The 15,315-nt window shown below is 46.1% G+C and carries 12 protein-coding genes; 11 read left to right on the forward strand and 1 reads right to left on the reverse strand.

Annotated elements, in window-relative coordinates:
* Positions 1-85: 85 nt before the first annotated feature.
* The gene (locus IEX62_RS22710; RefSeq protein WP_188778606.1) at positions 86-889 is read left to right on the forward strand and encodes a hypothetical protein; all 804 of its coding nucleotides are present in this window, start codon (positions 86-88) and stop codon (positions 887-889) included.
* A 233-nt stretch (positions 890-1,122) separates the two neighbouring features.
* Here the strand turns inward: IEX62_RS22710 and IEX62_RS22715 are convergent, their stop codons facing one another.
* Positions 1,123-1,653 carry a DoxX family protein gene (locus IEX62_RS22715; RefSeq protein WP_188778657.1) on the reverse strand — a complete coding sequence of 177 codons (531 nt, stop codon included), beginning with the start codon at positions 1,651-1,653 and terminating at the stop codon, positions 1,123-1,125.
* A 658-nt stretch (positions 1,654-2,311) separates the two neighbouring features.
* Between IEX62_RS22715 and IEX62_RS22720 the strand changes: the two genes are divergently transcribed.
* The 10 genes from IEX62_RS22720 to IEX62_RS22765 all read left to right on the forward strand — a co-directional run bounded on the left by IEX62_RS22720 (position 2,312) and on the right by IEX62_RS22765 (position 15,119).
* Positions 2,312-3,685: a DUF3048 domain-containing protein gene (locus IEX62_RS22720; RefSeq protein WP_229686036.1), complete on the forward strand. Its 1,374-nt coding sequence runs from the start codon at positions 2,312-2,314 to the stop codon at positions 3,683-3,685.
* Positions 3,686-3,899: 214 nt separating this feature from the next.
* The gene (locus IEX62_RS22725) at positions 3,900-4,514 is read left to right on the forward strand and encodes a DUF47 domain-containing protein (RefSeq protein WP_188778608.1); all 615 of its coding nucleotides are present in this window, start codon (positions 3,900-3,902) and stop codon (positions 4,512-4,514) included.
* Positions 4,515-4,755: 241 nt separating this feature from the next.
* Positions 4,756-5,757: an inorganic phosphate transporter gene (locus tag IEX62_RS22730; RefSeq protein WP_188778661.1), complete on the forward strand. Its 1,002-nt coding sequence runs from the start codon at positions 4,756-4,758 to the stop codon at positions 5,755-5,757.
* 290 nt (positions 5,758-6,047) lie between these two features.
* Complete coding sequence (gene corA / locus IEX62_RS22735) at positions 6,048-7,010, forward strand: magnesium/cobalt transporter CorA (RefSeq protein ID WP_188778610.1); 963 nt, start codon at positions 6,048-6,050, stop codon at positions 7,008-7,010.
* A 1,223-nt stretch (positions 7,011-8,233) separates the two neighbouring features.
* Positions 8,234-8,524, forward strand: a complete 291-nt coding sequence (locus IEX62_RS22740) for a YerC/YecD family TrpR-related protein (RefSeq protein WP_188778663.1) — start codon at positions 8,234-8,236, stop codon at positions 8,522-8,524.
* A 3-nt stretch (positions 8,525-8,527) separates the two neighbouring features.
* A complete protein-coding gene (locus tag IEX62_RS22745) occupies positions 8,528-9,301 on the forward strand; it encodes a sirohydrochlorin chelatase (protein ID WP_188778612.1) in 774 nt (257 codons plus the stop codon).
* Positions 9,302-9,399: 98 nt separating this feature from the next.
* Positions 9,400-10,308 carry a diacylglycerol kinase gene (locus IEX62_RS22750; RefSeq protein ID WP_188778614.1) on the forward strand — a complete coding sequence of 303 codons (909 nt, stop codon included), beginning with the start codon at positions 9,400-9,402 and terminating at the stop codon, positions 10,306-10,308.
* 474 nt (positions 10,309-10,782) lie between these two features.
* Positions 10,783-11,724, forward strand: coding sequence for a DUF1963 domain-containing protein (locus IEX62_RS22755; protein ID WP_188778616.1), 942 nt, complete (start codon positions 10,783-10,785; stop codon positions 11,722-11,724).
* A gap of 431 nt (positions 11,725-12,155) precedes the next feature.
* Positions 12,156-13,829, forward strand: coding sequence for a 23S rRNA (uracil(1939)-C(5))-methyltransferase RlmD (gene rlmD, locus IEX62_RS22760; RefSeq protein ID WP_188778618.1), 1,674 nt, complete (start codon positions 12,156-12,158; stop codon positions 13,827-13,829).
* A 387-nt stretch (positions 13,830-14,216) separates the two neighbouring features.
* Positions 14,217-15,119, forward strand: coding sequence for a 3'-5' exoribonuclease YhaM family protein (locus tag IEX62_RS22765; RefSeq protein WP_188778620.1), 903 nt, complete (start codon positions 14,217-14,219; stop codon positions 15,117-15,119).
* The last annotated feature ends 196 nt before the right edge of the window (positions 15,120-15,315 follow it).

Here is a 15,315-nt window from a genome sequence, read left to right on the forward strand (position 1 = left end):
GCACGAAGCACGAAGCACGAAGCACGAAGCACGAAGCACGAAGCACGAAGCACGAAGCAAATTTATATGAAATGAGGAATGAATAATGATTAAATTTCTTACAACAACGGGTATACTATGTATTCTGGTAGTGGCGATCCTTCCGCTATATGCTAATTATATTGGCAACGGTGTAACTTCTATTACCGATGCATCCTGGTATAGACCACTAATGTATACTGGCGCCGCGCTGGTATTTCTCCCATCTCTTCTAGGCACCGTGTTCAGCTTACGTACGATCAAATCCGGTGAAGCAGCAGTTGGCTTAATCCGTCGAGTTCAGCAAACGGGCACTTATGTCAACGAGCAGCCACAGTTGAATATTGAAGTGATGGTGACGCGTCAAGGACAGCAGCCGTACCCAGCCTCTTTTCAAGCGATTATCCCGCAAACGGCAATCCCACAATTCCAACCAGGTAGTGTAATTCCATTGCTCGTATCCGCTAAACATCCATCCAAGGTCGGACTGGATCGCAATGGACAAGTATCGCAGGAGCAGGTGCAATCCTTGCTGAACGAGCAGATGATTCGTCAGGGGATAGCTCCAGAAATGATGGAGATCGCTCAGCATGGCGAACAACTTTATGCCAAAGTGCTAGAAGTTGTGCCACTCGGTACCAGCCATCAAGGCAAGCTTCCTTTACAAATGACCTTGAGCGTTACCACAGCAACAGGAGAGACGCGCACGATCCAAACGAAAAAAGATGTGTTTGAAAGTAGCCTGCCTCAGATCCAGCAGGGTCATATTATTCGTGTCATGTATTCGGACAAATATCCGAATGATGTTGCTCTCATGCTGCAAACAGGTGAGCAGGATATCCAGCGTGCTTTTGGTGGAACGATAGACTGAGTATGGGATATGGGCTATCGTTCTACTTCCGGTCGCTGTGTGTTGTACCCCTTGCTTTGACCAATCATTTTAGTCATACAAGTGAAATTATTTATCTTAAAATCATATATAAAACAAATAGCCAGCCTGATCTGAACGGAGCTTCCGTTAGAATGAGGCTGGCTATGGCTATGGCTATGGCTATGGCTATGGCTATGGCTATGGCTATTACTTTTATAACTCGTCTATATTCTTTATGCCGCGCTATGCTTGGGTGCACTCGGTGTACCCCCGCCATGCTTAGCCTGACGTTTGAAAATATGGGCTCTCAAGTAAGGCAGCACCCAGCGATCCAGACCAATTTGACCAGCATTGGCACCAGCAACGACGATGAAGATTTCCATTAGAAGCAGATACGGGTTCGTGCTGATCGTACCCGAGAACAGGAAGGCAAAGTTCATCACCATACCCATCAGGGCAGCAACGGTAGTAAAGGTACCAAGGATCAAGCCCAGACCAACAAGGAACTCACCAACAGGAACCAGAATATTGAACAACCCTACATTAGGAAGAGCAAAGTGTTCAAGGAAGCCTGCCCAAGCTGCTTTTACGACAGGCTTTTCACCTGTGCTGAGCGAGATGGCATTGGTGAGGAAGCCTGTAGCATCGAAGCCACCCGTCAGCTTGCCCCAGCCCCCATGAATCCATTGAAACCCCACATAGAAACGAAGAACGGTTAATAACCACATTGCAATTTTATTTTGTCTGAGCCATGCGTTCATGATTCATACACCCCTTATTTATTTGTGATGATCATCTCTTTCATGGCTTTAGTTTAAAACATGACTAAAATTTAATATGTAACAAAAATCACAATCATGCTTATTTTTTAATATTTTTATGTTAAGTCGTTTGAAGGCGTAATATTTTACATATTCTTGCTAGAAATATGCTAAATATGGTTCCGCTGGTAGATCGGCTATGTATATAATGGGCTTATTATAGGTAGCATGATCGGCCAGATGACGTTCGATCTTTCTAGCTTGTTCGATTTTCAAAACGATGCCTTATTGACGTATACCATAACTACTAGCTACCTATGGATACTTACATAATGAAAAATGACACCAAGTCTCTATCATAAAGTAAATAGATGCGCCGAGCCTGCACACAGTAGAAGTGCGAAGCAACTGTAGCTCAAGCTGTATCTCTATTGTCGATAACGTGCAGTCTATACATGAGACACAACCATAATTCAATCTCATCGGTTACAGATTCATTTAAGCTTGCTATGTCACATTAGATTCAGAATTGAAATGCATATTCACTCCATTCTGTCCATGATCTCTATTCATGCGTCGTTCATCTAGCTTTGCTACGCTGGATAGACCGTGCTGAATCGTATGGGCGGCTTGATATCATCTAAGGATAGGTGAGAGCGGAGTGAATACAGGCATCTCGGTTCTGTTATTCAAGGAGGAATCCATCAATTTGTCGCTGATCTCAAAAAAGTTTCGCTGGTGTATGCCCATTCTGATCGCCACTGCACTTACTGCTTGCCAGTCTGATGAAGCTACTGTACCTGCTCCACCTTCCGTATCTATACCCGAATCAACGCTGCAACCAGAAGCTGTACCCGAGGAAACAGTGAAGCAGCCTGCTTACACGGCACCATTGACCGGACTTGAAGTGAAGCAGCCAGATACTTCACGCCCGATTGCAGTAATGATCAACAATGCGCCTGCCGCTCGCCCACAATCTGGATTGTCGCAGGCAGATATGGTGTATGAGGTGCTAGCCGAAGGCGGAATTACGCGTCTGGTCGCAGTCTATCAGAGCTATCATGGAGATGTAACGATCGGGCCTGTACGCAGCATTCGTCCTTATTTGATTGGGATTGGAGATTCCTTGCATGCACTTCTAGTCCATGCAGGTGGTAGTACAGATGCGTACGCGATTCTACAGGGTGGCGGACGAGAGCATCTGGATGAGATTACGAATGCAAGCGCACCATTCTGGCGCGATTCCAGTCGTAAGGCTCCGCACAATTTGTATACAAACGAGGTGAAGCTGCGTGAAGCAGCTGCGAAAAAAGGCTACGAGGAGACGGTTACGATTCCTGCCTTTCCTTTTCTAGCTGCATCATCAGAAAATAACCGAGCGACAGGCTCTAGTGGCGAAAGCACAGATGCTCCAGCGACCAATGAAACGAGCGGAGACACGACAACGGATGCAACAGAAACAACCGCAAGTGGACATGAAGCTTCTTCACAGACTTCATCAGCTCATACGACTGCAACAGCGACAGCCTCTACTTCGACCGATCACGAATCTACATCGGCGACCGAATCAAGCAACTCATCTTCGTCCGCTTCAGATCCAGCAGCATCAGAGACATCATTGGAAAAGGCGAATACGATTGAACTTCGTTTTTTACTGCAAAGCTACAAGGTCGGTTATATCTACAATGCTACGACAGGTCTATACACCCGTCAGATAAACGGGAAAGATCATATCGATCTGAACAATAAAAAGCCGCTCACCGCTGCCAATGTGATCGTGCTAGAAGGCAACTACCGCGTGCTGGATGATATTGGACGACTCAGTCTGAATCTGAATGCTGGCGGCGAGGCAGTATTGTTCCAGCAGGGCAAGGTCGTTCGCGGTGAATGGAAGCATAGCAAGGATGATGCAATCCGCTTTTATAGCGAGGGTAAGGAGGTACCGCTGGTAGCTGGAACGACCTACTATAACATCGTACCGAACACACCTTCCTTTAACGATCACCTGACGATTGACGGAGAAAAATGGGACTAATTTGGGTATGAAAACCATTTTCTGGTGTAATAGGTAGCATAGAGACCGGGTTTGTATGAATTTTGTGTGAGAAATGTGAATCATTTAATAAGCTATTCTTTACAAACTAGTACCCTGATTGATAAGATAACAAGGGTTGTTATCAACGCCAGATTTGTGTTTAAAATGCATTTGTCGACAATATTCGGCACAATTGTGAAAAGGGGTTAGAGAAATGCGTATTAAAAAGAAGGATATCTTTTTTGAGACGCTGGAGAATATGGCGGATACGATCGTACAGGCCGCAGATTACTTCGCTGAACAAATTGCGAGCCTGCAAGATATTCCACAATTCACCAAAACGATGAAAGACTATGAAAATAAGTGTGATTCGTACACGCATACGATCATCACTGAATTGAATAAAACGTTCATCACACCGCTGGAACGCGATGATATTATGGATCTGACCACAACAATGGATGATGTGATGGATGGTATGGAAGCTTGTGCTTCTCGTTTTGATATGTACCACCTGAGCACACCGGACAAGCATATTATCAAATTTGCTTCGATCCTGCGCGAATGTGCTTTTGAAATTCATAAAGCGATTCACCTGCTATCCCAGAAAAAGCTGCTGGCGATCCGTGAGCACACGATTCGTCTGAACGATCTGGAAAATCAAGGCGACGACCTGATGCGCGACTGTATTAGAGAGCTGTTCGCTACCGTAAAAGACCCGATCGAGCTGATCAAACGTAAAGAAATCTACGAACGTCTGGAGTCCACAACGGATGCCTGCGAAGACGTAGCCAATATGCTAGAATCCATCATCATGAGCAACTCCTGATTATGGATAGAAAACCGAACCGACATGTGCAAGGCTGGTTCGTTTTTCTTTTGCCGTCAGAGCGTCATTCGATGATTGCGATGCGCTAACTATGCGAATGATTGTTGCAGTTTAGCCAATAGTACCTAATTTATCATTAACAGAAGCTGATGATTTTGCAGCATGCAAAGTCTCACGATATTAAGGAGGTAGTGTCATCCGGGCCTGCAGGAGTGGAGGAATCACCGGATGATGAATGATTATGGTAGAAACCTCATTACTGGTGCTCGGTATCGTCGTATTTCTGGCGCTGGCATTTGACTTTATCAATGGTTTCCATGATACAGCGAATGCGATTGCCACATCCGTATCGACTCGAGCCTTGCCACCGCGTACCGCAATTCTGATGGCAGCCATTATGAACTTTGTTGGTGCGATCACATTTACTGGTGTTGCGAAGACGATCGGGGGAAGCGTTGCCGATCCAGCGAAGCTGGATAACGGGATCGAGATTGTTATCGCTACATTGATTGCAGCTATTATCTGGAACCTGGCAACCTGGTGGTTCGGTATTCCGTCTTCGTCCTCGCATGCACTGATTGGTGCACTCGCAGGTGCGGTACTGGTCGGCGCAGGCTCTGGCTCCGTAAACTGGAGCGGCTTTGGTAAGATCGTCGAAGGTCTGCTGCTGTCGCCACTGATTGCCTTTGTTGTCGGTTTTATCGTCATGCATATTTTGAAATGGATTTTTGCGAAGCGTAGTCCGCATAGCGTCAACAAAGGCTTCCGTACGATGCAGATTCTGACTGCGGCATTGCAGTCGTTCTCCCACGGTACGAACGATGCACAGAAGGCGATGGGGATTATTACCTTCGCACTCGTCGCTGCGGGTGTACAGGATAATCTGGATGTTCCGCTATGGGTAAAAATCTCCGCTGCGACTGCGATGGCACTCGGTACATCGGTCGGTGGCTGGAAAATCATCAAGACGATGGGTACGAAGATTTTCAAAATCGAGCCGATCAACGGCTTCGCAGCTGATGCAACATCAGCAACGGTTATTTTTACAGCAACACTGACACACCTGCCTGTAAGTACAACGCACGCTGTCACTTCGGCGATTCTTGGTGTCGGCGCAGCTAAACGTTTCCGTGAGGTAAAATGGGGACTGGCTGGACGAATCGTTATCGCATGGGTAATTACGATCCCAGTTGCGGCATTGCTGTCAGGTATCATTTATAAATTACTGTTCGATCTGTTCTAAGATTAGGCTAAAAGTAGGCGTATGAGCATGCTTGTACGGCATGACCTGTGGGATCGAAACGGAAAGGAGCGAAAGCCGCTCTGTCATTTCTGTTCATCCTAACAGTCGTCGACTAACGCAAGCTCGCTCCTACACTCCGAACTCCAATAAGCTCGTTTCCGCCGTTGCAGCATGACGGCGGTTTTTTATGTCTTTTTTATCCTACTCCGAATTCGATTCGGCTCGTTCATGTATGATATACTCGCGACAGATTCATCAAGCAACATCTCACGGAAAAGAGGGCGAAGCCGTTGATACGTATACTCGGCATCACAGCAGAACACGAAATTGTAGAAAATGTACCCCTGGAAGCTGTCCATTCGGATCAATATAGCTGGTGCTGGGTCGATTTTAACCAGCCTACGGCGAAGGAAGACGAGCTGCTCAGTAGCTTTTTTCATTTTCATCCTCTAGCAATCGAGGATTGTATGCATCTATTGCAACGTCCCAAAATGGATTACTATGGCGATACCCAGTTTCTCGTATTACATACGGTGAAGCGAGACACGCTGAATGCCGAAGAGGTCGATCTGTTCGTCAATGATCGCCTGCTCGTCTCTTATCATTCCCAGCAGCAGCGCGAGGTGGATAACGCATGGGAACGTGTACTCAGCTATCGCACAACCAAGCGCCCTGTCTGGATGAGAGGCCCAATCGCAGCCGCTTACCTGATCATCGATAAGATCGTCGATGAATACTTCCCCTGCGTCTTCGATATTGAGGATGAGCTGGACACATTGGAAAAGCTGGGTCCCAACGAAGCGGTCGATGAGCTGCTCAATCAGGTATTCGCCCTGCGTTCACGCCTGCTCAAGCTGCGCCGGACGATCATCCCGATGCGTGACCTGATGTACCGCGTCATCAATTCGCAGCATATCCAGCAGATCGACGAGCATCATTCCTACTTTGGCGATATCTATGATCATCTGCTCAAGCTATCCGACATGATCGAGTCCGATCGCGAAATGACATCCGATCTGCGTGACAGCTACATCTCACTCAACTCCAATCGCATGAACGGCATTATGAAAACACTAACCGTTATCACCACCGTCTTCATGCCCCTCACCCTGATCGCAGGCATCTACGGTATGAACTTTGAAAATATGCCTGAATTGCATTGGAAATATGGTTACTTTGGTGTACTTGGTCTCATGGTGGTACTCGGTGCTGGTATGATGCTCTTATTTACTAAGCGTGGTTGGTTTAAGTAAGCTGGGCTGGTGTTCATTGGGTTTTGCTTATTTAACGAGTACGCGCAAAGGATGCTAGCAATGCAAAGGCAGAATCCTTAGAAGAAACGTAATATGTACAGAATTGTGTTAGGTTGCTGCATCCACTCCGGTAAGGAATAAGGGAACGGACTCCGATATCGCACAGGAATCTACGAAGTAGGATCAAGTTGTAGATTCCCGTGCTCAAAAGTCGTCCTTTTCCCTTATCTCCTTCCCTCCGTTGCGTGCATCTGAATTAGTACGAATTTATCATACTGCGCTAGGTAGTATATGCTGTGATCTTGAAGTTAACTTCTTATATCATATGTCATTAAGGAACGGGCACCATAATGTATGTACGTCAATGCTACCATGTTTGAATTTATTTTGATTCAACATAAAATTAACGAAATGCCAACGTATGTATTAAGAAGTCCAGCTTAACGTGAGTAGGTATATAGGACATAAAAGCAGTATTTATATAAATGAAAGTAGTAATAGATAAGAAGATGCTGATCCTCCATGTTATAAATACGTATGTAGCATTAGCACAGAGCGAGGGCAAGGAAATAAGGTGAAAGGACGATTTTGGAGCCCAGAAATCTACATTTTATCCTACTCGATAGATTTCTGGGCTCCACCTGAGGACGTCATCTTATTCCTTGCCAGAGTGGTTGAGCTTACAATAAGCATAAGTTCATCTTATAACTACAATCAATTAATATTGCACTCAGCACATGAGCTTAAAGTCATTACAATTATCAACCAACCAAAATCTAATATTTTGTTACAACGTAACCTCTGTAAACGTTCAGTAACACAGCAACTTTTAGGAATAAATCAGTACGAACTCGCTCCAACCATTGCAAACTTTTCACCATTGTTTCCACAGACATCATTTTGCCAAACTGACATCAAGCCCATAACGCTGTCCACACCATGTAGAACGCAATTGGTAACGAGTTGATTAGCGAATTAGCAGTTGTTTCGCTATTAGCCGAATATGACATCGATATATCATTTCCATTTGCTGTCCATGCTCCACAGACATCCTTTGAAAACGCTGCGGATTCTATTTTCATTTTCACCGTAGCTTTAACGCAGTGACACCGGAGCGTCAGAGCGTTGTCATTCTGCAATACTGTACATCGTTAACGCTTGAAAAAACGAATGGTAATCTATACAATGAAATTACATTAACCGTAGTAGGGGATGATCTAATCGTGCAACTTAAAAAGCTTGATGATAAAAGCGTTGACCAATTATTCGAAGCGATTCTCACATTGAAGAATCTGGAAGAATGCTATATATTTTTCGATGATCTGTGCACTGTAAATGAAATTCAATCACTGTCTCAGCGTCTGGAGGTTGCACGCATGCTGGGTAAGGGAGCGACGTACAATCAGATTGAGGCGGAGACGGGTGCAAGTACAGCAACGATCTCACGCGTCAAGCGCTGCCTGAACTATGGCAATGACGGCTACAAAATGACGCTGGAGCGTCTGGGGAGATAATGTATGCATAAACCGGGGATATTGATTATTAGTCATGGATCGCCGGAGTCGGAGTGGATGCGCTGGATTGACGAAGCTGTCGAGCAGACTACCTTTCCGGCAGACATGCCTGTGTACAGTAGCTATCTGGATAATGTACCAGGTCGACTCATACAGGATGGAATTGATGAGCTAGAGCGACAAGGGGTAACCGATCTTTTGGTTATCCCCCTGTTTGTATCTTCAGGCAGCACGCATATTGATGAGATATCGTATGCGCTCGGCGTGAAGGAAGCGCCAGACAAGGAAACGGATCTTGAACCTTTTCGTATAACAGCGAGGGTTCATTTTGGTTATCCGGTCGATGATGATGAGGATATTGCCCATATGCTATGGGATAAAGTAAAGCATTTATCCGAAGACCCTACGCGTGAGGTTGTACTGATCGTTGGTCATGGCAGCATTCATGGGGGCTTTCTGCATCGCTGGGTAAAAGGCATTGCCTCATTATCCAGAAGAGTAGGTGCGATTAGCGGTACGGCCTATGCAGATTATGCACTGCTGAATCCAGATAGTCTAATCCTCAAAACAAGAAAGTGGACGAAGCGCGGTTATCGGGTGTTGATTGCTCCGATCTTTTTGAGCCGGGGGTATTTCCTGAACACGGTGATTCCTCGCCGTCTGGAAGGGTTAAGTCATCATTATGTAGGTGAAGCCTTATTACCACATCCACGGCTGTCGCACTGGATTCAGCGTCAGGTGGACGTACTGCTGGAGCAGATGACCGTAACCAAATAAAACATAGCCAGGTCTGTTGATTTGCCTGTATGGTGTCAGGCAGTTTTGTTTGCGTCCTTCAACAGACTTATCATATCAACAATAGGTGGCATACAGGAATGAAAAGAGCGAGATTAATATATAATCCAACCTCCGGTCGGGAGGAGATGCGTCGCCGACTGGCGGACATTTTACAGCGTCTGGATCAAGGTGGTATCGAAGCAAGCTGTCACGCTACAACAGGCGAGAATGATGCAACCGAAGCGGCACGCGATGCGATTGAACGCGGCGGCTACGATATGATCATTGCCGCTGGTGGGGACGGTACGATCTATGAAGTCATTAACGGCATGGCGGCATACGATAATCCACCGCCGCTGGGCATTTTCCCACTCGGAACGACGAATGATCTATCCCGTGCGCTCGGCATTTCGCGTAACTGGGAAACGTACTGTGATCTGGTGATCCGACAGCAGACTCGTCCGATCGATATCGGGCGTGTGAATGATCGTTATTTTATCAATATTGCAGGTGGCGGTTCGTTTACGGAGCTAACGTACGAAGTCCCGAGCAAGCTCAAAACGATGATCGGTCAGATGGCCTATTATATGAAGGGCATCGAGAAAATGGTCAATCTGGCACCGACTGAGCTCATCATTCGCCCGGAAGGCATGGATACGATCCATGATCAGTTTATGATCTTCCTCGTTGCGAACAGCAACTCGGTCGGCGGCTTTGAGAAGCTAGCACCAGATGCACGTATCGACGATGGTATGTTCGACGTGATCGCTGTGAAAAATTGCAATCTCGCCGAGTTCATTCGTCTCGTAACGATGGCGCTGCGCGGCGAGCATCTCGATGATCCGAAAGTGTTATATTTCCGTACGAGTAGCATGCATATCGAAGCACCCCAGGCATCACAGGTGCTGCTGAATCTGGATGGCGAGCTGGGTGGTAGCTTGCCCGGGCATTTTGAGGTGCTCAAGCATAAGCTGCGGATTTTTGCGGCGGATCAGCGTCCAGTTTAAAGCATAGCGGCTTATAAAATAAAGCTTTCGTAACTCCCGGTCTGAATTTCTGAGAAGAAAGAAGGACGAATGAGTTACGGAAGCTTTTTTGTATGTATATTTGTATAGATGAGTTTGTCCGTATAGTTTGACTGGATAGTAAAATAACAGTAATCTGCCTCCCATATTCTTTGCGCCCTATTCCGCATCCTTCCAACCATATTTTATCCCATATTCCGAGTTGCCATGCTGTCTCTTAACTTGAGCAGGCAAGCTGTTGCTAGTACACTATATACAGGTGAACTCTAGGCAAATGTTAGCTATGTCAAAGCAATAGAAGCTGCATAGAAATAAAGATCTAACAAATAACAACCATGACCCATAACGACACATCCAGCACAGTTCCATTTGCCTGCTTCCAGTGATGCCAGAAAAGTAAGAAGAATCCCACATCATTTACTCCACACGGTGTACATTTGAAAGGAGCAACCAGTTATGAGTACATATTCTAATTATCCCAACCTACTACCTGAGACGAAGCTACAGCAATTGCTTGAAAGGCATGAAGCCCCTGAGCTAGAGCAGTATTTGCGCGATCACCAGCGTCCACTTGTCAAATTAATCCGTGGTGATAAAGGGCGCGAGCGTATCGGTCATTCACGCTTTGGCGGATCGCCGGATTTGCCAGAGCAGCTGGAATGGCCACAATCGAAAAACGGTGAAAAAATGACCCTAATCGCCCAGCTCAATCTCGCTCAGCTGCAAGCAGAAATACAGGATGAAGAGTATCAGGGTGTGCATAGCTCGCTTTTACCAAAGCAGGGAATGCTCTATTTCTTCCTCGGTGAGGGCGAAACTGCGAATGATATCGAGCATCAGGTAATCTACTGGCCTGGAACGGATGTGTCCCAGCTACAGTATCAAGAATACGAGGGATTTACGATCTGGGAGGAAGAAGACGAGATCAAATTCGAAGCGTATGAGGTTCATGCCCATGCGGACGTGGAGTTCCCGAACTACGGCTACAGCACGTTACATTTAGTAGATCAGGATACGTTGACAGATGAATCGGAAGAAGCGTACATGCTGATCACGGAAGAGATGGACTGGAAGCCTGAGAATAAAATGGGACAGCTATTCGGCTATGCCGAAGGTCAGCATGGAGATGGCGAGTTAGTTGCGACTTCTTATCTGTACAATGGTAAATACACGTACCGTCCGGACGATGATCGTAAGCGACTGCTCAAGCATTTTGACGGCGATGAAGCACGCCTGCAAGAAGAACTGGACAATGTGTATATGCTGCTTGAGGTAGACAGCGATCAGGAAATTGGCTTCCTCTGGTGGGATGCAGGCTATCTGCAATTTTTCATTCGTAAAGAAGACCTGCTCGCAGGTCGATTTGATCGTACGTTTTGCTCCATTTATTCTAGCTAAATGTGCGCATCGTTAAAGCTGAAATAAGCAGGTTGATCTATAGAATACTTCTTTTAACATGATAAGCAGAAGGCATGAGAGCATCGAAGTAATATATGAAGTAATATATGTAGAAGTAATATACAAATCAGAAGGAAGTAGCAAGTTACGACTGCTTACGTAGCTAGCCTGCTACTCCTTCATTACATCCCCTCAACGTATAACTTATACAGTATGCGAATACAGCTAGGCTATCACTAAACGATATGTATCCATCACCCACCTATATCATTCATGCTGAACCCTATTCCGCACCTCCACCCATCAAACAAATTCAATAATCCATCGTGAAAGTAGCGATATGTATTGTAACGTCGTGCAGTTTTCTATACAATTTAGTAGTTGCCCATCTGGGCGTAACTCAAATTAAGATGGAAAATGGAGCAATGACCATGAATAACAACCGCAAAGGCGGTCACTCACATAAATCAAAATCCAATCGACGGAAATCCCCTGCTGCATCCGCAGCAATCGCGAACCTACCTGTAGCCAAAAACGATGAAATCGAGCTTGATATGATCGGCTTAACTCACGAAGGCGAAGGTGTCGGTCGCGCAGAAGGCTATACATTATTCGTATCTGGTGCACTACCCGGCGAACGTATCCATGCGCGCGTACTCAAAACTAAAAAACAATATGGCTATGCCAAGCTATTAAAGGTATTAAACGAAAGTCCGAATCGCGTACAGGCACCTTGCCCGATCTATACGCAATGTGGCGGTTGCCAGCTCCAGCATATGAGCTACACCGGACAGCTAGAGTGGAAACGTCAGCATGTCATCGACAATCTGGAGCGAATCGGTAAACTGACTGTGCAGAAGCAGGCAGGGTCAGATGATGCAGACAGCCAGTTGGTAGAAGGTACAGTAACCGGAAATACATCGACACCAGGTACATCAGCAGAAGGTACGACCGTAAAATCGAGTGTAGATCAGGATGTACATTCTTCCGAAATCGGATCACACGTACCAGATGTTCAGCATCCAGCGGACGCGTCTACGTCCGTGAAGCCTATAGTATCCGCATCCCATGCGATCCGTGTCCTACCAACGCTTGGTATGTCAGAGCCGTGGCGATATCGCAACAAAGCACAGGTGCCGATCGGTCAACAGGATGGACAACTGGTGGGTGGCTTCTACGCACGTGGTAGCCACCGTATTATCGACATGCAAAGCTGCCTGATCCAGGATAGCCGTAACGATGAGCTCGTGAACAAGGTAAAAGCGATCGGTCAGGAGCTGCATATCCAGCCCTATAACGAAGAAACAGGCGAAGGCATCCTGCGCCATGTGGTCGTCAAAGTCGGCTTCGCTACAAATGAAATGATGATCGTACTCGTCACTAACGGCGAACGCCTGCCGCGCAAACCGGAATGGATCGAACGCATTCGCACCGAAATGCCACAGGTCGTCAGCATTTGTCAGAACATCAACACAAAGCAAACGAACGTTATTTTCGGCGACGAAACCCGCACCCTATGGGGACGTGATGTCATCCATGATTATATCGGCGATGTAAAGTTCGCCATCTCTGCACGTTCATTCTATCAGGTGAATCCCGTGCAAACGGAAGTGCTGTATGAGAAAGCTGTACAGTATGCTGGCTTGACGGGCAAGGAGACCGTGATCGACGCGTACTGTGGAATCGGTACAATCTCCCTCTTCCTGGCACAGCATGCGAAGCGTGTATACGGCGTGGAGATCGTGAAGGAAGCGATTGAGGACGCGCGTAAAAACGCTGAACTGAACGGAATGACGAATGTGGAATTTGAGGTCGGTGCATCCGAGGATGTCATTCCACGCTGGAAAGAGCAGGGGATTACGCCAGACGTGATCGTTGTCGATCCACCGCGTAAAGGCTGTGACCCGAGATTGCTGGAGACGATTGTACAAATGCAGCCAGAGAAGGTTGTATATGTATCGTGTAATCCATCCACGCTGGCACGGGATTTGCAGGTGCTGGAGGAAGGCGGGTATCGGACGGTTGAGGTGCAGCCGGTGGATATGTTCCCGCATACGGTGCATGTGGAGTCGGTGGCGGTGCTTCAATGGCAACCATCTGAATAATCGTATCAGTGCCTATTTCTAATCAATTACAGCTTATTCATTACAATAAAATGCATATAAAGAAGCCAAGCATAGTTTGATTGTTTGGCTTTTCTTTTTTATCATTCATCATATTGCTCTAAAACCCTTCGTATGGAAAACAAGGGAATTATCACGTATGATTAGATGTGAAAATAATCGGTTCAGTATTACCTCAATCAAACAAGACAGCACATATGATTTTCAAGCAAAGTCTCAATCATATAAACGAAACAATAAAAGCAAGCAACAACATTGAACATATAACACTCCACATATTCCAAACTATTTTAACAAAGGCGGTCGAACACCATTCTTATCAACCAACTCAAAGTAGGCGAAGAATTCATCGGCTTCTACCTACTCAAAATGCTCGAAACCAAGCAAACTAACACCACTCCAGCCAAAGACTATTTCGACATCATTCTCATGGATGCAACCGGAGAAGTGTCCGCCAAATACTGGGACGTAACTGCGGATGAAAAAGAAGCTTTCGCTGCGATGGAGCTAGTCAAAGTGCAAGGTAGTGTACAAACCTACCGGGACAAGCTCCAGGTGAAAATCAGTCGAATTCGCAAAGCGGTGGAAGAAGACAACATTTCACTAACCGATTTTATCAAAGCCGCGCCGATCAGTCCGAATGATCTGATCAACACCATCAAAAGGACAATGAACGAAATTCAGGATCAACACATCAAAACCATAGTAGCCTACTGCCTCGCCAAAGTCGAAGACAAACTGATGGAATATCCAGCTGCCAAGTTCCATCATCATGCCTACTTTGCAGGGCTGGCGTATCATATTGTGCGTATGCTGGAGCTTGGCGATTTTATTTGCAAGCAACGTCCTTTTTTAAATGTCGATCTGATCAAAGCAGGCATCATTCTCCATGATATTGCCAAGCCAGAGGAAATGAATGCCCAGCTTGGCATTGTGACTGACTACAGCGATCACGGCAAGCTGATCGGGCATATCGTGATGGCATCCAATTGGATCGTGGAAGCAGCAATCACCCATCAGATTCCACTCGACTCCAGGCAGGTGGTAGCTTTGCAGCATATGGTTCTGTCTCACCATAACTTAGGCGAATGGGGCAGCCCGGTGCAGCCTCAATTGCCTGAAGCGGTCGCCTTGCACTATATCGATGCGATGGATGCGAAGCTACAGATGGTTGAGGATGCACTGGCGAATACGGCTGAAACCGAGTCGTGGACGCCTATGATTAGAGGTTTAGAGAATAAAGCATTGATGCGTCTGACATTTGATGAGTAATGGTTGGCGCTGAAGCTAAATCATTTATACAGATATCGATGACAGAAAATAATTTGCGATGAGAGCTAAATAAAACTTACAAAGAAAAAGGATACTCACTACTGAGTATCCTTTTCCATATTGACTCTATATGAACTTTAAATGCGTTCTAAATGCACTCTACAGGCACTCTAAATTACCCTTACTACATCCTACA

This window comes from Paenibacillus hunanensis, from assembly GCF_014645615.1.
Classification (GTDB): Bacteria; Bacillota; Bacilli; order Paenibacillales; family Paenibacillaceae; genus Saccharibacillus; species Saccharibacillus hunanensis.